The organism is Xanthobacter aminoxidans, assembly GCF_043193615.1.
GTDB classification, from domain to species: domain Bacteria; phylum Pseudomonadota; class Alphaproteobacteria; order Rhizobiales; family Xanthobacteraceae; genus Xanthobacter; species Xanthobacter aminoxidans.
The window spans coordinates 1,280,070-1,299,789 of sequence record NZ_JBAFUS010000001.1 but is presented as its reverse complement, the minus strand read 5'-3'; the positions used below and the strand labels follow the sequence as shown (position 1 = coordinate 1,299,789).

11 protein-coding genes and 1 tRNA gene are annotated in these 19,720 nt (G+C 67.9%); 7 read left to right on the top strand and 5 right to left on the bottom strand.

The genetic code is table 11. The annotated features are described in order from the left end of the window. Window positions 1–62 precede the first annotated feature (62 nt). The 5 genes from V5F74_RS05835 (at window position 63) to V5F74_RS05815 (ending at window position 11,873) form a co-directional block, all read left to right on the top strand. Window positions 63–1,379, top strand: coding sequence for an efflux RND transporter periplasmic adaptor subunit (locus V5F74_RS05835; protein ID WP_250167200.1), 1,317 nt, complete (start codon window positions 63–65; stop codon window positions 1,377–1,379). A gap of 27 nt (window positions 1,380–1,406) precedes the next feature. Then, the gene (locus V5F74_RS05830) at window positions 1,407–4,628 is read left to right on the top strand and encodes an efflux RND transporter permease subunit (RefSeq protein WP_394006806.1); all 3,222 of its coding nucleotides are present in this window, start codon (window positions 1,407–1,409) and stop codon (window positions 4,626–4,628) included. Window positions 4,629–4,822: 194 nt separating this feature from the next. Continuing rightward, on the top strand, window positions 4,823–8,248 hold the full coding sequence (locus tag V5F74_RS05825; protein ID WP_394006804.1) for a transglutaminase family protein: 3,426 nt from the start codon (window positions 4,823–4,825) through the stop codon (window positions 8,246–8,248). A gap of 170 nt (window positions 8,249–8,418) precedes the next feature. After that, entirely contained in the window at window positions 8,419–10,926 is a 2,508-nt protein-coding gene (locus V5F74_RS05820; RefSeq protein ID WP_394006802.1) for a circularly permuted type 2 ATP-grasp protein, read from the top strand. A gap of 59 nt (window positions 10,927–10,985) precedes the next feature. After that, complete coding sequence (locus V5F74_RS05815) at window positions 10,986–11,873, top strand: transglutaminase family protein (RefSeq protein WP_024280300.1); 888 nt, start codon at window positions 10,986–10,988, stop codon at window positions 11,871–11,873. 7 nt (window positions 11,874–11,880) lie between these two features. Here V5F74_RS05815 and V5F74_RS05810 read toward each other — a convergent pair whose 3' ends face one another. The 5 genes from V5F74_RS05810 to V5F74_RS05790 form a co-directional block, all read right to left on the bottom strand. Further along, window positions 11,881–13,233: a TRAP transporter large permease gene (locus tag V5F74_RS05810; protein WP_029555239.1), complete on the bottom strand. Its 1,353-nt coding sequence runs from the start codon at window positions 13,231–13,233 to the stop codon at window positions 11,881–11,883. Then, window positions 13,230–13,790, bottom strand: a complete 561-nt coding sequence (locus V5F74_RS05805; RefSeq protein ID WP_394006799.1) for a TRAP transporter small permease — start codon at window positions 13,788–13,790, stop codon at window positions 13,230–13,232. Before V5F74_RS05805 ends, V5F74_RS05810 begins: the two co-directional genes overlap by 4 nt. Next, window positions 13,787–14,836: a TRAP transporter substrate-binding protein DctP gene (gene dctP / locus V5F74_RS05800; RefSeq protein ID WP_029555238.1), complete on the bottom strand. Its 1,050-nt coding sequence runs from the start codon at window positions 14,834–14,836 to the stop codon at window positions 13,787–13,789. The genes V5F74_RS05805 and dctP overlap by 4 nt, the downstream gene beginning before the upstream one ends. A gap of 176 nt (window positions 14,837–15,012) precedes the next feature. After that, the gene (locus V5F74_RS05795) at window positions 15,013–16,542 is read right to left on the bottom strand and encodes a malonate--CoA ligase (protein ID WP_394006797.1); all 1,530 of its coding nucleotides are present in this window, start codon (window positions 16,540–16,542) and stop codon (window positions 15,013–15,015) included. A 108-nt stretch (window positions 16,543–16,650) separates the two neighbouring features. Next, entirely contained in the window at window positions 16,651–18,021 is a 1,371-nt protein-coding gene (locus V5F74_RS05790; RefSeq protein ID WP_394006795.1) for a malonyl-CoA decarboxylase, read from the bottom strand. A 304-nt stretch (window positions 18,022–18,325) separates the two neighbouring features. Here V5F74_RS05790 and V5F74_RS05785 point away from each other — a divergent pair, with 304 nt between their 5' ends. Further along, complete coding sequence (locus V5F74_RS05785; RefSeq protein ID WP_029555235.1) at window positions 18,326–19,000, top strand: GntR family transcriptional regulator; 675 nt, start codon at window positions 18,326–18,328, stop codon at window positions 18,998–19,000. Between the two features lie 189 nt (window positions 19,001–19,189). Next, window positions 19,190–19,266 (top strand) — tRNA-Arg (locus V5F74_RS05780). Window positions 19,267–19,720: the final 454 nt, after the last annotated feature.

Below are 19,720 nucleotides of genomic sequence, written 5' to 3'. Positions count from 1 at the left end.
TCATGGACACGCAATAACCCGCTGCTTAGTATCCGCCGCATCTGCACAGTGGGGGTATGGGTATGGTGGGGGGTATCCGGGTGTCGGGTCGGCTGGGCTACGCGAGCGTGGCCCTCGGGGCTGCCTTCCTCCTGTCCGCGTGCGAGGAAAAGAATACCTACGTACCCCCGCCGCCGCCCAAGGTGACGGTCGCGACCGTGCTGGAGCAGCCGGTCACGCGCTTCCTCGAACTGACCGGCAATACCGCCGCCATCAATTCGGTGGACCTGAACGCCCGCGTCCAGGGCTTCCTTACCAACATCAATTATAAGGACGGCGCCTTCGCCAAGAAGGGCACCACCCTGTTCGTGATCGAGCAGGACACCTACATCGCCCAGGTCGACCAGGCGAAGGCGCAGCTCGCCGCCAACCAGGCGTCGCAGGTGCAGGCCGAGGCCGAATACAATCGGCAGGCCCAGCTCGCCAAGCAGGACTTCGCCTCTCAGGCGACCCTCGACCAGGCCCGCGCCAAGCGCGATTCCGCCGTGGCCGAGGTGGCCAACGCCCAGGCCTCCCTGCAGCTCGCGCAGATCAATCTCGGCTATACCCAGGTCAACGCGCCCTTCGACGGCGCGGTGACGGCCCATCTTCAGGACGTCGGCGCTCTCGTGGGCTACAGCGGCCCCACCAAGCTCGCCACCATCGTCCAGCTCAACCCGATCTGGGTGTGGTTCACGCTCAGCGAGCAGGAGGTGCTGCGAATCAAGGAGCAGCTGGCCAAGCAGGGCCGCTCCCTCACCAGCCTCACCCGCGACCTGCCGGATATCCCGATCGAGATCGGCCTGCAGACCGAGACCGGTTATCCCCATGCCGGCCGCATCGACTACATCGCGCCGCAGGTGGACCCCAACCTCGGCACGCTCACCGTGCGCGGTATCTTCCAGAACGACGACTTCGTGCTGCTGCCCGGCCTGTTCGCCCGCGTGCGGGTGCCGCTCGGCCACCCGGCGCCGACCGTCCTCATTCCGGATTCGTCGATCAGCTACAACCAGCTCGGCCCCTATGTGCTCACCGTCAGCTCGGACAACGTGGTGGGGCAGACGCAGATCACCCTCGGCCAGCTTCAGGCGGACGGCCTGCGCGCCGTGCTCAGCGGCCTGAAGACCACGGACCGCGTCATCATCAACGGCATGCAGCGCGCCGTGCCCGGCTCCAAGATCGACGTGGAGGTGGGCAAGATCGTCGCCATCGCCCCGCCGGTGGACGACGGCACCAAGCCCCTGCCGAAGCCGGCGGGTGTCGCTCCGGCCAATGCTCCGGCCCGCGCCGTTCCCTCGGTGCCGCCCACTCCCACTGCTCCGGCGACGCCGGGTGCCACCCCCGCGACGCCGAAGAACTGACCCGCGCTCGAACCTGAGGCAGCGCCCATGATTTCGCGCTTTTTCATCGAGCGGCCGGTCCTCTCGAACGTCCTCGCACTGGTCTTCGTGCTGATCGGCCTCGTCTCGCTGATCCGCCTGCCGGTGTCGCAGTATCCGAACATCGTGCCGCCCACGGTGTCGGTCTCCACCTCCTATCCGGGCGCGTCCGCCAAGACGATGATCGACACCGTGGCCCTGCCCATCGAGCAGCAGGTCAACGGCGTCGAAGGCATGATCTACATGCAGTCGTGGTCGGCCTCGGACGGCACCTACACGCTCGTCGTGTCCTTCGCCATCGGCACCGATCCGAACATGGCGCAGGTGCTGGTGCAGAACCGCGTCAACATCGCCCTCGCCTCGCTGCCCACGGCGGTGCAGGCGCAGGGCGTGACCATCCTGCAGAAGGGCACCTCGATCCTCGAGTTCGTGACCCTGATCTCGCCGGACGGGCGCTATGACGGCCTGTTCCTGAACAACTACGCCATCATCAACATCCAGAACGAGCTGGAGCGCGTGGCGGGCGTCGCCAACGTCGCGGTGTTCGGCACCGGCACCTACGCCATGCGCGTGTGGATGGACCCGGACCGCATGCAGGCGTTCGGCCTGACCCCCACCGATGTCTCGAACGCCATCCAGAAGCAGAGCCAGCTCGTCACGCCCGGCCAGCTCGGCCTGCCGCCGGCGCCGTCCAACGCCTCGTTCCAGTACACGGTGAACGTCTCCGGCCGTCTCGACGACGTGAAGGACTACGAGAACATCATCGTCAAGGTGGACAATTCCGACGGCGGCCGGATCGTGCGCATCCGCGACATCGGCCGCGTCGAGCTCGGCGCGCAGAGCTATTCCAAGGACTTCATGCAGGACAACAAGCCTGCGGCCGGCATCGGCATCTTCCAGCTTCCCGCGGCCAACGCGCTCGACGTGGCCAAGCGCGTGGCGGCGAAGATGGAAGACCTGAAGAAGAACTTCCCCGAAGGGCTCGACTACGCCATCCCCTTTGACACGACCCTGTTCGTGACCGCCTCCATCGACGAGGTGTGGAAGACCCTGTTCGAGGCGGCGGTCCTCGTCCTCGTCGTCATCCTGCTGTTCCTGCAGGACTGGCGCGCGACGCTGGTACCCGCGACGACCGTGCCCGTGACCATCATCGGCGCCTTCGCCGCCATGGACGCCATGGGCTTCACCATCAACCTCTCGACCCTGTTCGCCATCATCCTCGCCATCGGCATCGTGGTGGACGACGCCATCGTCATCGTGGAAGGCGTGGCGCGGCACATCGAGGAGGGCATGGCGGGACAGCCGGCGGCCGAAAAGGCCATGGACGAGCTGTTCGGCCCGGTGGTGGGCATCACCCTCGTGCTGATGTCGGTGTTCCTGCCGGCCTCGTTCATTCCCGGCCTGTCAGGCCAGATGTTCAAGCAGTTCGCCCTCGTCATCGCGGCGACCGCCTTCATCTCGGCCATCAACGCGGCGACGCTGAAGCCGACCCAGTGCGCCCTCTGGCTGCGCCAGCCGGTGCCGCCGGAGCAGCGCAACTTCATCTATCGCGGCTTCAACGCCATCTATGCCAGGGCGGAGCACTGGTACACCGGCGTCATCAGCCGCATGGTGCACCATTCCAAGCTGATGGTGCTCATCGCCATCGCGCTCATGAGCGTCGCCGGCTACGGCCTCACCCGCATCCCGACGGCCTTCCTGCCCATCGAGGACCAGGGCTACTTCCTCGCCCACGTCCAGCTGCCGGACGCCTCGAATCTCAACCGCACCAAGAAGGTGATGGCGGATGTCTCCGAACGCATCCGCAAGGTGCCGGGCGTGCAGACCGTGCTCGCCATCTCCGGCATCTCGGTGCTCGACAACTCGTCCACCCTCGCCAATGCGGGTGTCACCTACATCACCCTGACCCCCTGGGACGTGCGCTACGCCACCAAGGGGCAGGATCTGCTCTCCATGTATCAGAACCTGAACGCGGCGGTGGCGGGCGTCGAGGAGGCGGAGGTGGTCATCCTCGTGCCGCCGGCCATCCAGGGCATCGGCAACGCCGCCGGCTTCACCATGCAGCCGCAGATCCGCAACGGCAATTTCGACTACCAGCTTCTGGAGCAGATCACCGCCTCCATGGTGGACAAGGCGCGGGCGCAGTCGGCGCTTTCCCACGTGTCCTCCTCGTTCCGCGCCGGGGCGCCGCAGATCCAGGTGGACGTGAACCGGATCAAGGCGGAGACCCTGGGCATCACGGTGGGCCAGGTGTTCAGCACCATCTCGTCCTATCTGGGCTCCACCTACGTCAACCAGATCAACAAGTTCGGCAACGTCTTCCAGGTCTACATCCAGGCTGACGCGGGCTTCCGCGTGACCCCGGCCGACCTGATGCAGCTGAAGGTGCGCTCGCCCACCCAGAACGCGATGATCCCCCTCGGCACCGTGGTGGATGTCAAGACCGCCCTGGGTCCGCCGCTGATCTCGCTCTACAATCTCTATCCCTCGTCCACCATCGTCGGCTCTAACGCCGCGGGCTTCTCGTCGGGCCAGGCGCTGTCGCTGATGGAGCAGATTGCCGCCTCGACCCTGCCCCCGGGCACCGGCTTCGAGTGGACTGCCATGTCCTATCAGGAGAAGGCGGTCGGCAATCAGATCTATTACGTGTTCGGGCTCGCCATCCTGCTCGTCTACTTCGTGCTGGCCGGCCAGTATGAGAGCTGGATCCAGCCCATGTCGGTGATCCTCGCGGTGCCGCTGGCGCTGCTCGGCACCGTCAGCGCACTGCTGGGCCTCGGGGTGGCGAACAACCTCTACACCCAGATCGGCCTCGTGCTCCTGATCGCGCTCGCCTCCAAGAACGCGATCCTCATCGTCGAGTATGCCCGCGAGAAACGGGCGGAGGGCATGGAGATCATGGATGCGGCGGTGGAGGCCTCGCGCCTCAGGTTCCGCCCCATCCTCATGACCTCCTTCGCCTTCATCCTCGGCGTGCTGCCGCTGGTGTTCGCCACCGGCGCCGGCGCCAACTCCCGCAAGTCCATCGGCATCGCGGTGGTGTCGGGCATGCTCGCCTCCACCTGCCTCGCCGTGCTGTTCGTGCCGTCCTTCTACACGGTGCTCCAGCGCTTCGAGGAAGGCCGCAAGGGCAAGAAGAAGTCCAGCGCCGGCCATGGCGCTGGAAATGCCCCGCCCGCGCCGCCGCCGGCCCCGCCCGCCGGCGTGCCCCCGGCGCCCGCATCTGCCTGATCCGGACGCGTGTGCATTGCCTCTTCCTTCGGCAACTGCCCTCGATCGGGGCGGTTGCCGCCGCAAAGTCGCGCTTCCGCCTCCTGCCGGGCTTGTCTAACCTTGGCGGGACACGCGCCCCACCCTCGGCCGAACGGCCGATCCCACCATTGACTCTATCCCTGGGCTGTCGCCCGCAGGACCTGGTGACCTAAATGTCGATCCTCGCGAGCCTGCATCACGTCACGAGCTACACCTACGACCACCCGGTCTCCATGGGGCCGCAGGTGATCCGGCTGCGGCCGGCGCCGCACAGCCGCACCGACATCCCTGCCTATGCGCTGAAGATCTCGCCGGCGGACCATTTCATCAACTGGCAGCAGGATCCGTTCGGCAACTGGCTCGCCCGCATCGTGTTCCCGGAGCGGGTCACGGAGTTCAAGGTCGAGGTGGACCTCCTCGCCAAGCTCGACGTGATCAACCCCTTCGACTTCTTCGTCGAGGAATATGCCGAGAACTTCCCCTTCGAATATGCGCCCGCGCTCAAGGCCGAGCTCGCGCCCTATCTCGAGCTGGAGGATGAGGGCACCCTGTTCGCCGACTATCTCGCCTCCGTCCCGCGCGAGAAGACCCGCATCGTCGACTTCCTGGTCCACCTCAACCAGCGCCTCCAGAGCGAGGTCGGCTATGTGATCCGCATGGAGCCGGGCGTGCAGACGCCCGACGAGACGCTGACGCGCAAGCTCGGCTCGTGCCGCGACACCGGCTGGCTGCTGGTGCAGATCCTGCGCCACCTCGGCCTCGCCGCCCGCTTCGTCTCCGGCTACCTGATCCAGCTCAAGCCCGACGTGGCGGCCCTCGACGGCCCCTCCGGCACCGACGTGGACTTCACCGACCTGCACGCCTGGTGCGAGGTGTTCGTGCCCGGCGCCGGCTGGATCGGCCTCGACCCGACCTCGGGCCTGCTCTGTGGCGAAGGCCACATCCCGCTGGCGGCCACCCCGCACTACAGCTCCGCCGCGCCCATCACCGGCTATGTGAACGAGAAGGCCGAGGTCGAGTTCGGCTTCGAGATGAACGTGGTCCGCGTCGCCGAGGCGCCGCGCGTCACGCTGCCCTTCTCGGACGAGACCTGGGCCGCCCTCGACCAGCTCGGCCACAAGGTGGACGAGGACCTCAAGGCCGGCGACGTGCGCCTCACCATGGGTGGCGAGCCCACCTTCGTCTCCATCGACGACTACCAGTCGCCCGAGTGGAACACCGAGGCGCTCGGCCCGCACAAGCGCGAGCGCGCCGATGACCTCATCCGCCGCCTGCGCCGCCGCTTCGAGACCGAGGGCGTGCTGCATTACGGCCAGGGCAAGTGGTATCCCGGCGAGACGCTGCCGCGCTGGTCGTTCGACCTGTTCTGGCGCAAGGACGGCCAGCCCATCTGGCAGCGCGAGGACCTGATCGCCGACGAGAAGGTCAATTACGGCGTCACGCCGGCCGATGCCGAGCGCTTCTGCAAGGCGGTGGCCGAGAAGCTTGCCGTGGGCAGCGAGTTCGTCCAGCAGGCGTTCGAGGACAACATCTATTACATGTGGAAGGAACAGAACCTTCCCGAGAACATCGCCCCCGGCGATCCGCGCATGGCGGACGAGGTGCAACGGCGCATGCTGGCGCGCACCTTCAACCAGGGCCTCGGCACGGCCACCGGCTCGGTGCTGCCGCTGCGCCGCGTCTGGACCCCCACCGGCCCGGCGTGGCGCTCGGAGGAATGGACCTACCGCCGCCAGTTCCTGTTCCTGATCCCCGGCGAAAGCCCCATGGGCTACCGCCTGCCGCTGGAATCGCTGCAGTATCTGGCGCCCACGCGCTACCCCTACATCGTCGAGGCCGACCCCTTCGAGCCGCGCGACCCGCTGCCCGACGCCGCCGATTTCGCCGCCCGCTACGCGTCAGGGCAGGGCGCCCCCGGCGCGGGTTCGGAAGGCACCGATGCCGGCACCCCCGGCGGGCCGGGCGGCATGCCGCGCCATTCCATCGCCCCGCGCACCGAGGCCTACGGCGTCGGCGAGCGGGCGCAGGAGCTGGCGCGCGAATACCTCGCCAAGTACGACACCCAGATCTTCACCGCCGACACCCGCACCGCGCTCTGCGTCGAGCCGCGTAACGGGCGCCTCTGCGTGTTCCTGCCGCCGGTGGAGATACTGGAGGACTATCTCGACCTCGTCGCCGCCCTCGAGCAGGTGGCCATCGAGCTGAACACGCCCATCCATATGGAGGGCTATCCGCCGCCCTTCGACTACCGCCTCAACCTGATCCGCATCGCGCCCGATCCGGGCGTGCTGGAGGTGAACGTCCATCCGTCCGCCACCTGGGCCGGCTGCGTGGAGATCACCCGCATCCTCTATGAGGAAGCGCGTCTCGCCCGCCTCGGCACCGAGAAGTTCATGGTGGACGGGCGGCATACCGGCACCGGCGGTGGCAACCACGTGGTGGTGGGCGGCTCCACCCCCGCCGACAGCCCCTTCCTGCGCCGGCCGGACCTGCTGAAGAGCCTGCTGCTCTACTGGCAGCGGCATCCCTGCCTGTCCTACTTCTTCTCCGGCCTGTTCATCGGTCCCACCTCGCAGCATCCGCGGGTGGACGAGGCGCGGCACGACAGCCTTTATGAACTGGAGATCGCCTTCTCCAAGTTCCCGGCGCCCGGGCAGGGCGAGCCTCCGGCCCCGTGGCTGGTGGACCGGCTGCTGCGCAACCTGCTGGTGGACGTCACCGGCAACACCCACCGCACCGAAATCTCCATCGACAAGCTCTATTCGCCGGATGGTCCCACCGGCCGGCTGGGCCTCGTGGAATTCCGCTGCTTCGAGATGCCGCCGGACTGGCGCATGAGCCTTGCCCAGCAGCTGATGCTGCGGGCCCTGATCGCGCGGCTGTGGAACAAGCCGGTGCACGGCCACTGCACCCGCTGGGGCACCATCCTCAACGACCGTTTCATGCTGCCGCATTATGTCTGGCAGGACTTCCTCGACGTGGTGGAAGACCTCTCCGACGCCGGCTACCAGATCGATCCCGAGTGGTTCCGGGCCCAGTTCGAGTTCCGCTTCCCCGCTTTCGGCAAGGTCCAGCAGGCGGGCGTGGACATCGAGGTGCGGCAGGCGCTGGAGTGCTGGCACGTGCTGGGCGAGGAAGGCGTGGTGGGCGGCACCGCCCGCTACGTGGACTCTTCCGTTGAGCGCCTGCAGGTGAAGGTGGAGGGCTTCAACCCCTCGCGCCACATCCTCACCTGCAACGGCCGCAAGATGCCGCTGGCCCCCACCGGCCGCAATGGCACCTATGTCGCGGGCGTGCGCTACAAGGCGTGGCAGCCGTGGTCGGGCCTGCACCCGACCATCCCGGTGCATACGCCGCTCACCTTCGATCTTGTGGACACCTGGAGCGAGCGGTCGCGGGGCGGTTGCCTCTATTACGTCTCCCATCCGGGCGGGCGGAACTACGATACTTTCCCGGTGAACTCCTACGAGGCGGAGGCGCGGCGCCTCGCCCGCTTCCAGACCTTCGGCCACACCCCCGGCACCCTCGACGTGGTGCTGGAGACGGCGCCGGACGAGTTCCCGACCACCCTCGACCTCAGGCGCCCGGCAAGCGCCTGATCGACAACCATCCCCGAGGCGCCGTCGCGGACCAGTCCCGCGGCGGGCGCAGGCTGGAAGCGCTCGGAAGAGGGGTGCATCTGGCGCCGCCACGGTCATAATGGAGAACCCGGACCCACCGGGCGCAGGAAGATGACACGCGGGCAGGGGTGCCCGCGGAAGGGGTGATCGTGTCGGGGGCGGAGCAGCGGAGCGAGGTATTCGAGCGGGCCGCGGCGGAAAGCCTGATCGGCGGCTACCGCACCCTTCCGGCCACCCGCGACGAGATGATGGATGCGGACGGCCAGCCGCGCCGTCACTGGCAGCCCTTCCTCGCCGCACTGGCCGAGCTTGGCCCCGAGGAGTTGCGCCGGCGTTTCTCCGCCGCGGACCGTTATCTCCGGGACAGCGGCGTCTTCTATCGCGTCTATGATGACGCAGGGGGCGGCGAGCGGCCGTGGTCGCTCAGCCACATGCCGCTCATCATCGGCAATTCGGACTGGGAAGCCCTCTCCGCCGGCCTCATCGAGCGCGCCGAACTGCTGGAGGAGGTGCTTCAGGACCTCTATGGCGACGCCCATCTGGTCGCCGATGGTGATCTGCCGGCGGCGGCCGTGGCCGGCAGCCCGGAATTCCTGCGGCCGCTGGTGGGCGTGCGGCCCGAGGGCGGGCGCTTCCTGCGGGTCTATGCGGCCGACGTGGGGCGCGGCCCGGACGGGCGCTGGTGGGTGCTCGCCGACCGGACCCAGGCGCCATCCGGCGCCGGCTATGCGCTGGAGAACCGCCTCGCCTCCACCCGCGCGCTGCCGGACGTCTCGCGCAACCTGAACATGAAGCGCGTCGCCGCCTTCTTCCAGGCGCTGCGCACCTCGCTGATGAAGCTCGACCGGTCGGGGGAGGGCCGCATCGGCCTCCTCACCCCCGGGCCGCTGAACGAGACCTATTTCGAGCACGCGCTGCTCGCCCGCTATCTCGGCTTCCTGCTGGTGGAGGGCGAGGACCTCACCGTGCGGGGCGATACCCTGCATGTGCGCACCGTGGCGGGCCTCCGGCGCATCGACGTGCTGCTGCGCCGCCTCGATTCCGATTTCGCCGATCCGCTGGAATTGAACGCCGGCTCGCGCCTCGGCGTGCCGGGCCTCGTCCAGTCGGTTCGCATGGGCGGTGTGGCGATGGCCAATGCGCTGGGCACCGGCATCATCGAGGCGCCGGCGCTGCTCGCCTTCCTGCCGCGCATCGCCACCCGGCTCACCGGGCGGCCGCTCAGCCTGCCACATGTGGCCACATGGTGGTGCGGCCAGCCGGCCGAGCGGGCGCAGGTGATGGAGCATCTGGACGAGCTGGTCATCTCCTCCGCCTTCGGTCGGGCGCTGCCGGGCCTGCCGGATGGCGGATCGGTGCTCGGCGCGGACCTGACCCAGGCCGACCGGCGGCGCCTCTCCACCCTGCTCGCCCGGCGCGGGGCGGACGTGGTGGGGCAGGACATCGCCCGCCTCTCCACCACGCCGGTGTGGACCGGCGAGAAGCTCACGCCCCGCCCGTTCATGCTGCGGGTGTTCCTGACCGCCACCGAAAAGGGCTGGTCGGTGATGCCGGGCGGCTTCTGCCGCATCTCCTCCGCCGCTGACGCCCGCGCCGTCTCCATGCAGAAGGGCGACCGCTCGGCGGACGTGTGGGTGCTGGCGGACGGCGAGGTGGCCGATACCACGCTCCTGCCGAGCCCGGACAATGTGAAGGTCCGCCGCTCCTCCGGTACCCTGCCGAGCCGCGCCGCCGACAACCTCTTCTGGCTCGGCCGCTATGTGGAACGGGCCGAGGCGACGCTGCGCCTCTCCCGTGTGCTGGTGGGCCGCCTCGCCGAGAGCGGCGACACCGGCACCAGCCCGCTGGTGTCGCGGCTGCTGGGCCTGCTCGGGGCGTGGGGCGCCATGCCGCGCGATCTCGCCCGCGCCACGCCCACCCGCTATGCCGTGGCCGTGCTCACCCGCCGCGACGTGCCCGGCGCGCTGCCGCAGCTGGTGCAGGCGGCGCGTTCGGCGGCTTCCGTCATCCGCGACCGCTTCTCGCCGGATGCGTGGCGCGCGCTGGTGGATCTCGAGACCTGCGTCTCCCAGCCGGTCCCCGCCGCCCCCTCAGAAGCCGATGTGGCGGAGCGGGCGGACGCGGCATTGCGCATCATCGCGGCCTTCTCAGGCCTCGCCTCGGAGAACATGAACCGGCTCACCGGCTGGCGCTTCCTGGAGATTGGCCGGCGCACGGAACGGGCCATCGGCACCCTGCGCTTCGCCCGCACCTTCGGCAAGATCGGCGCTCCGCAGGGGTCGCTGGACGCGCTGCTGCAGGTGGCGGACAGCCTCATCACCTACCGCACGCGCTATGTGATGATGGAGGCGCGCGGACCGGTGCTCGACCTCGTGCTGCTGGACCCGGACAATCCGCGCTCGGTGGCGTTCCAGGTGCATCGCATGGCGAACCATCTGAAGGTCCTCCCCGGCCGCGACCAGGATGCGCCGCCGCCCTTGTGGGAGCGCATCGTCGCCCGCATGCAGGCGGAGCTTGCCGCCAGCACGGCCGAGAGCTTCGAGCCCCAATGGTTCGACGCCATGGAGAAGATGCTCATGCAGCTCTCCGACGAGGTGTCGTCGCACTATTTCCTCCAGGGACATTCCCCGGAGATGACGCTGACCTTCGGCATGTGAGCGAGCCCCCGCGAGCCCCCAAGCCCGCGCGGCGCCTGAGCGAAAGCAACGAGACTCCAATGCTCTACGATATTCGCCAGACCACCACCTACAGCTATCAGGTGCCGGTGCGCGTGGTGCGGCAGGTGCTGCGGATGACGCCGGTAGATCGTTTCGGCCATCAGCATGTCATCGCCCACATCCTCGATGTGGACCCCGAGCCGGCGGAGCTGGAGCAGGGCACCGATTTCTTCGGCAACGGCCTGACCTGGCTCACCATCGACCAGCCGCACGGCCATCTCTCCATCACCACCCGCAGCCGGGTGGACGTGACCTCGACGCCCCTGCCGGACCCGGCGACGACTCCGCTGGTGGACGAGGTGCGCGCCGCCGCGCTGGAGGAGATGGACCTCGGGCCGGACGCGGCCGCCCACGGCCTGTTCCCGAGCCGTGCGGTGCCCATCGACAACGAGATCACCGACTGGACGGCGACGAGCTTCCGCGGCGACCGCCCGGTTCTGGAGGCCGCGCTGGAGCTGATGCACCGGGTGCATGACGAATTCACCTACGAGCCCGGCGCCACCATCGTCACCACCTCGCCCCACGAGGCCTTCGCGGCGAAGGCGGGCGTGTGTCAGGACTTCGCCCAGGTGATGATCGCCGGCCTGCGCGGACTCGGCCTGCCGGCGCGCTACGTCTCCGGCTATCTGCGCACCATCCCGCCCGAGGGCCAGCCGCGGCTGGAGGGGGCGGACGCGACCCACGCCTGGGCCGAGGTGTGGTGCGGGCCGGCCTTCGGCTGGATCGGGCTCGACCCCACCAATGCCATCCCGGCGGGGGACGACCACATCATCCTCGCCGTCGGCCGCGACTATGCGGATGTCTCGCCGGTGGACGGGGTGATCGTCTCGTCCGGCGACCACATCCTCGCCGTGGGCGTGGACGTGGTGCCGGTGCAGGGACGCTAGGGCCGCCTCAGCGGCCTTTGCCCATCACGAGGTCGGGGAAGCCGGTGGCGATCTGCGGGAACAGGCAGAGCAGGATCACCGCCAACAGCATCAGCAGCACGAAGGGCACCGTGCCCCAGATCACGTCCTTCAGCGGGATGTCGGGCGCGATGTTCTTGATGACGAAGATGTTGAGCCCCACCGGCGGGTGGATGAGCCCCATCTCCATCACGATGGTCATCACCACACCGAACCAGATCAGGTCGAAGCCGGCCGCCTTCAGCGGCGGCAGGATGATCGGCGCGGTCATCAGGATGATGGACACCGGCGGCAGGAAGAAGCCCAGTACCACCACCAGCACCAGGATGGTGGCCAGCAGCAGCCACTTGGACAGATTGAGCGCCACGATCGCCTGCGCCGCCGCCTGGCTGATGTGCAGGTAGCTCATGACGTAGGAATAGAGCAGGGACATGCCGATGATCATCATCAGCATGGTCGACTCGCGGATCGTCGAGGTGAGGATGGGCGAGAGGTCTTTCGGCGTCCACACGCCATAGATCAGGGCGATGAGCGCCAGCGCCAGCACGCCGCCGAGGCCTGCCGTCTCCGAGGGGGTCGCATAGCCGCCATAGAGGGCCACCATCACGCCGGTGAGCAGCACCACGAAGGGCAGCACGCGGGGCAGGGCGGCGAAGCGGTCGCGCAGCGTGAGGTTGTCTTCGTGAAGCAAGGCGGAGGGCGCCCCGGTCTCCGCATAGGCCTTCTTCGCCGCCGCATATTCCTGGCGGAAGCGCACCATGGCGTAGCCGGCGAACAGCGTCACCAGCAGCAGTCCCGGCCCGAGGCCGGCGAGGAACAGGCGGCCCAGGGACTGCTCGGCCGCCACCGCATAGAGGATCATGGTGATGGACGGGGGCAGCAGGATGCCGAGCGTGCCGCCCGCGGCGATCAGCCCGGCGGCGAAGGCGCCGGAATAGCCGCGCTTGCGCATCTCCGGAATGCCGGCCGAGCCGATGGCCGAGCAGGTGGCGGGCGAGGAGCCGGCCATGGCGGCGAACAGGGCGCAGGCGAACACGTTGGCGATGCCGAGGCCGCCGGGGATCTTGTGCATCCAGGCGTGCAGCGCCGAATAGAGATCCTGCCCCGCCCGCGACTTGCCGATGGCCGCGCCCTTCAGGATGAAGAGCGGGATCGACAGCAGGGTGATGGAAGCCATCTCCTCATAGACGTTCTGCGTCACCGTATCGAGGGAGGCGGCCGGCATGAAGCCGACCATGAACAGCACCGCAACCGCGCCCAGCGCAAACGCGATGGGCATGCCGAGAAACATGGTGCCGAGGGTGGCCCCGCCATAGAGGAGGCCGACGAGAGCCGTGCTCATCGTTCCACCCTTTCCAGAAGTCCGGCGAGAACCTGAATGAGGATCTGCAGCGAGAGCAGGCCCATGCCGGCGGTCATCACGCCGTAGGGGATGGAGAGGGGCGGCGCCCAGGTGGAGGAGGTCACCTGCCCGTCCACCCACGCCTCGTGCCACAGGGTGAAGGACTTCCAGGTGAAGAAGGCGCAGAAGGCGAAGCTGAACAGATCCACCACGAACTGCCGCACCCGGTTCAGGCCCGGCGGCAGCATGTGGGCGAGGGCATCGATGGCCACATGGCCGCGCTGGCTCTGCACGAAGGCGGCGGTCATGAAGGTGACGCCCACCAGCAGGAAGACCGAGGCTTCGTCCTGCCAATAGGTGGGCGCGTGGAAGAAGAAGCGCGACACCACGCTGTAGGAGAGGATGAGGCTCGCCGCCACGAGGGCGACCGAGCCGAGGGCGAGGATGAGCCGGTTGGCCCGCCTGAGCAGCCCGTGCGCCGCCGCCAGCAGGGGAGGGGCGTGGGTCGCCTCCGCCCGCGCGTCCGCGCCGTGGCCGAGATCGAGCCCGTGGCTCATGCCGGCACCTCCTGCGCGAGCTTCATGAGATTGGCGCAGCCGGCGGACTTGGCGGAATAGTCCTTCCACGCAGTGTCGCGGGCGATGGCGCGCCACTTCTCCACGGTGGCGGCATCGAGATCGTGGATCTTGGCGCCGGCCTTGGCGAACACCTCGGCCACCTTGGTGTCGTCGGCCATGGCGCCGGCCTTGCCGAAGGCCTCCATCTCCAGTCCCACGGCGGTCATCACGTCCTGCTGCGCCTTGGGCAGCTTGTCGAACACCGCCTTGGAGATCAGCAACGGCTCCAGCATGAACCAGTAGGACTTGCCGCGCCCGGTGGTGAGCTGCTTCGCCAGCTCTTCCAGACGGAAGGAGATGAGGGAGGTGGAGGAGGTGATGCCCGCATCGCACGCGCCCGTCTGCATGGCGACGTAAAGCTCGTTGGACGGCAGCGACAGCACGGCGGCACCGGCGGCCTGCAGCACCATGTCCATCTCGCGCGAGCCGCCGCGGATCTTCATGCCCTTGGCATCCTCGGGCGCAATCAGCGGCTTCTCGCGGCTGGCGACGCCGCCCGCCTGCCAGACCCAGGTGAGGATCTTGACGCCCTTGCCTTCGAGATATTCCGAGAACGCCTGCCCCACCGGCTTGGTGCGCCAGGCGAGACCCTGGTCGTAGGAGACCACCAACCCCGGCATGAGGCCGATGTTGCACTCCGGCGCCTCGCCGCCCGCATAGGAGATGGGATAGAGCGAGAGGTCCAGCGCGCCCTTGCGCAGGGCCGAGAATTGCGCGTTCGTCTTCATCAGGGACGAGCCGGGATAGACCTCGAAGGCCAGCTCCCCGTTGGTGCGCTTCGTCACCTCCGCTGCGAAACGGCGCACGAGCCGGTCGCGGAAGTCGCCCTCCTCGCCGGAGGAGGAGGGGAACTGGTGGGAGATCTTGAGGGTCGTCGCCGCATGAGCGGTGCCGGTGAAGCGCAGCACGGCAGGCGCGGCCAGAGCGCCGGCGAGCACGAGGCGGCGGGAAACCGGGCGATGGATGAGGGAATGGTCGTTGGACATGCGTTTCCTCCCTTGGCCCGGTGGCTGTGGGCCTGTGGCGTTTCTTCCCGTTTCACGTGGCCGGCCCCGGTTGATCCGGGGTCCGGCAGGTCGATTTCATAACTCTTGAGGCACCAGTTACTTGGCGGGGACTGGCCGGCGGTGGATTGGCGTTGCCGGCGGCACGGTCCCTTGGGTCAGGCGACGTTACGATAGATGTCCTTGTAGGTGTCCCGAAGGATATTCTTCTGCACCTTGCCCATGGTGTTGCGCGGCAGCTCGGAGACGAAGAAGACGCGCTTCGGCTGCTTGAACTTGGCAAGACGATTTTCGAGGGCGCGGTGGATGGCATCCTCCGTCAGCGTCGCGTCCTTCTGGGCGACGACGACGGCGGTGACGCCCTCGCCGAAATCCGGGTGGGGCACGCCGATGACCGCGCTTTCCACGACGCCCGGGATGGCGTCGATCTCGCCTTCCACTTCCTTGGGATAGACGTTGAAGCCGCCGGTGATGACGAGATCCTTGCCGCGGCCGACGATGTGGACGTAGCCCTTTTCGTCGATCTTGCCGAGGTCGCCGGTGATGAAGAAGCCGTCGCGGAATTCGGAGGCCGTTTTCTCCGGCATCCGCCAGTAGCCCTTGAACACGTTCGGGCCCTGGACCTCGATCATGCCGATCTCGCCGGTGGGCAGCACCGCGCCGGTCTCGGGATCGGTGACGCGCACGCTGATGCCGGGCAGGGGATAGCCCACCGTGCCGGCGATGCGCGCGCCGTCATAGGGGTTGGAAGTGTTCATCCCCGTCTCGGTCATGCCGTAGCGCTCGAGGATGGCGTGGCCGGTGCGCTCCTCGAAGGCGCGATGCGTCTCCGCCAGCAGCGGTGCGGAGCCGGAGACGAACAGGCGCATGCCCTTCGTCGCCTCGCGGGTGAGGCCGGGCTGGTCGAGCAGGCGGGTGTAGAAGGTGGGCACGCCCATCAGCGTCGTCACCTTGCCCGCCGCCATCAGCGCGATGGCCTCCTTCGGGTCGAATTTGGAGCGGAACTCCATGCTCGCGCCCGCCAGGAGCACGATGTTCGTGGCCACGAACAGGCCATGGGTGTGGAAGATGGGCAGTGCATGCAGCAGCACGTCGTCCGCTGTGAAGCGCCAGTAGTCCTTCAGTGCGCTGGTGTTGGAGAGCAGGTTGTCGTGGGTGAGCATGGCGCCCTTGGCGCGGCCCGTGGTGCCCGAGGTATAGAGGATGCCGCCGAGATCGTCCGGCCCGCGCGCCACATCCGCGAACGTGTCGGGGAAGCCCGCGGCGGCCTCGGTCAGCGACCCCTTGCCGTCGGTGCCCAGCGTCTCCACCGCGCCGACGCCGAGCCGGGCGGCTAGCGCCCGCGCGTCCTGTTCGATCTCCGGCCGGCACACGAACACGGTGGGCTCGGCGTCGGAGAGGAAATACTCGACTTCGTTCAGCGTATAGGCCGTGTTGAGCGGCAGGTAGACCGCGCCCGCGCGGATCGCACCGAGATAGAGCGCGAGCGCGGGCCAGGATTTCTCCACCTGCACCGCCACCCGGTCGCCGGGCTTCACGCCGCGCGCGACCAGAAGGTTGGCGAGGCGGGCGGAAAGGGCGAGGGCGTCGCCATAGGTCTCCACCGTCCCGTCGATGAGGCGGGCGAGGGGCTTGTCCATCGCCGGGATGGCGGCGCGGATGGCGCTGAAGAGGTGGTTCTCGCTCATGTCTTCGTCTCGTTGGCGACAGTGCCTGTGGCGCGGCGGGCAGCTCAGGACACGGGCAGTTCGGGAAACCGGCAGTTCAGGACAACGGCAGTTCAGGACACCGGTAGGTCAGGACACTGGAACAAGCGCACGGGCGCCCGCATCCGCCCGCAGCAGCTTCTTCACCGCCGGGCTCGCGACCACCTCGCCCTTGCCGGCGAAGGCCTCGTGGTTCTTCTCGATGTCGGTGAGGACATAGCGATAGTTCACCATGAGCCCCGCCGCCTGGGCGATGCCCTTGGGCGAGAGGTCGCCCATGGGATTGATCTTCTCCAGCCGTGCGCCGTTGCCGAGGTGGAAGCGGGCCACCGGGTCCACCGGCTTGCCCTTTGAGGTGCGGGCGACGAGGAAGTAATAGGCCGCGGCGGCGTTCAGCACCGGTGTCAGGGCCTCGCGGACCTCCGCCTTCTCGGCCCAGTCCGGCGTGTCGAGCGCCTTGAGCGTCTCCTTGTCGGCGGCGGTGAGGACGGCCGGTGTCTCGGCCTTGCGCTCGCCGTCCAGCCAGGCGCGGAAGCCGGGGACGGGGGAGAGGGTGACGAAGGTGGTGAGCGAGGGGATCTCGCGGGAAATCTCCTCCACCACCTGCTTGATGAGGAAATTGCCGAAGGAGACGCCTCCAAGTCCGCGCTGGCAGTTGGAGATGGAATAGAAGACGGCCGTGGTGGCCTTCTCCGGCTCCAGCAGCTCGCGCGACTGGTCCAGCACCGGAGCGATGGCGCCGGGAATGTCCTTGGTGAGCGCCACTTCCACGAAGATCAGCGGCTCGTCCACCAGCGCCGGATGGAAGAAGGCGTAGCAACGCCGGTCCGGGCTGTCGACGCGGGCGCGCAGGTCGTTCCAGTCGCGGATGGCGTGCACCGCCTCGTAGCGGATGATCTTCTCCAGCACGTTGGCGGGCGTCGACCAGTCGATGCGTCGCAGCACGAGGAACCCCCGGTTGAACCAGGACGAGAACAGGTGGCCGAAATCGCGGTCCACGGCAGCGAGGTCGCGCCGGTGCACCATGGCGTCCATCAGGTGCTCGCGCATGCGGACGAGGGAGAGCGTCGCGCCGGCCGCCATGTTGAAGCGGCGGAACAGCTCCTGCCGGCGCGGCTCGCTGGCGAGGTGGAGTTCGGCCATCGCCGCATCCGACCCGGTGCGGCCATAGCTGGCGATGGCCGCATCAAGACGGGCGCGGTCCGGCCCGAAGGTCTCGGCGAGCGCCTCGAAGAAGGCGATGCGTTCGCCGGTCTTCATGCGGGCGTAGCGATCGAGGATGTCGGTGGCGAGGGCGACGCCCGAGGCTTCTCCGCGGCCGGAGAGAAGCTGCTCGCACCGCTCCACCAGCGTCGCCGCCTTGGTGGCGCCGGACGTGCGTGTGTTGCGGTCGAGCAGGGCGCGGCCGCGATCCGCGATGGTGGTGAGAAGATCGCCGAAGAAGGACGTATTCGAACTCATCGCCGCACTCCACCAGCCCCGCCGCCGGATGTCCCTGCCGTCATGGGACGGCGCCCGGTCCGCGAAGGCAAGCCCATGGGGACGGGTCGGGGCGTTCTCTTTCGGGTGATCCTGCCTTCAGTCTGGGGCGAAAATGGCGCTCCGGTATCGAGATGTGGCATCTTTCAGGATCCCCGCGGCGTCTGTGGCCAATAGAGATCGGCCTGCATTTTTTGTCAACAATCATGTATGCAAGATTTTCTCTCTTGCATTGAATGGTCGGGTTCGGCTTTCTGATGGTGGGGAGATCGCAAGGAGCGCCGTCGTGCGGGGAGAGCAGACGCCGAGGCTCAGGGAGGCGCTGGAGGACGATATTGTCGCCGGTCGGCTGAAGCCCGGGCAGCGGCTCGACGAGGTGGGCCTCGCCGAGCGGTTCGGCGTTTCGCGCACGCCCATCCGCGAGGCGCTGATCCAGCTCTCGTCATCGGGCCTGGTGGAAATCCGCCCCCGCCGCGGCGCCTTCGTGGTGCTGCTCGGCCCGCGCGAACTGATTGAATCCTTCGAGCTGATGGCGGAGATCGAGGCCTCCTGCGGCCGGCTCGCCGTGCAGCGCATGGGGCCCTCCGACCGGGAGGCGATCTCGGAGGCACACGAGACCTGCCGCATCGCCGCTGCTGCCGGTGACGAGGAGGCCTATTATCCCGCCAATGCCCGTTTCCACGGCGCCATCTATGCCGCCACCGGCAATCGGGTTCTGGCGGGGGAGGCGCTGAGATTGCAGCGCGCCCTCCAGCCCTATCGCCGCCTTCAGCTGAAAGTGCCGCGGCGGGTCGAGGCGTCCTTCGCCGAGCACCAGGGCATCGTTGATGCGCTCTTCGCCGGCAACGGCCCCCTCGCTGCCGAGCGCCTCAGGGCTCACGTGCTGGTGCAGGGCGAGCGCTTCATGACCCTCCTCGCCGCGCTCCAGGCCGAATCGGAGGCGCTGGAGGACGCGGGCTGACGGCTCCGGCGTGCGCCCCTCCGCAGCAGCCTGAGGCGCCCCGGGGGCCCGCCCCACACCCCCGCCGAACCGGACCACCCGTTCTCCCGCAAGGCACGGGTATTTCACCGCAAGCCGCCGTGGACACGGCTCCATCCCCTGTTGCCGCGCCGCAAGCCTTCCGTTAAAAGGAACCCGCTCCTGCGCCACGCACCCGTAGCTCAGCTGGATAGAGCGTTGCCCTCCGAAGGCAAAGGCCGCACGTTCGAATCGTGCCGGGTGCGCCATTTCCGTACAGAACTGCGAAGCCGTTCGCCGCCGATCCCACGCTGGAAGCGGCTACCAGACTCTGAAGCAGTTCCGATCTCGATTCCATGATGCGAACCTAGTCGTCAGCGACCTCGACGCGCTGGGCGAAGGCGCGCAGGTGATCCCGCCGATAGCTGCCCGCTTCCATCCTCAAACCGCCGCGTGCTGCGTCGGACACTCTGGCATACCCGTATGGAAGCCGAGCCTGCGCATCGCTGGTTGCGCGAGACCGTCATAACGGCGTGCTGTCCGCATAGCGGCTGAGTTAAAGGAGGGCTATAGCGTCGATATAATTCTCGTATTCACCCGGGGTCCGTCAATTAAATAGAATACTTTTTCATAAAATCTGGATAGATCGAATATATTCGAATCATCGTTCCAGCCTTGGCAAAATCCCTGATTGTCATGCGACGCAAGACCCGAGTGCTCGCC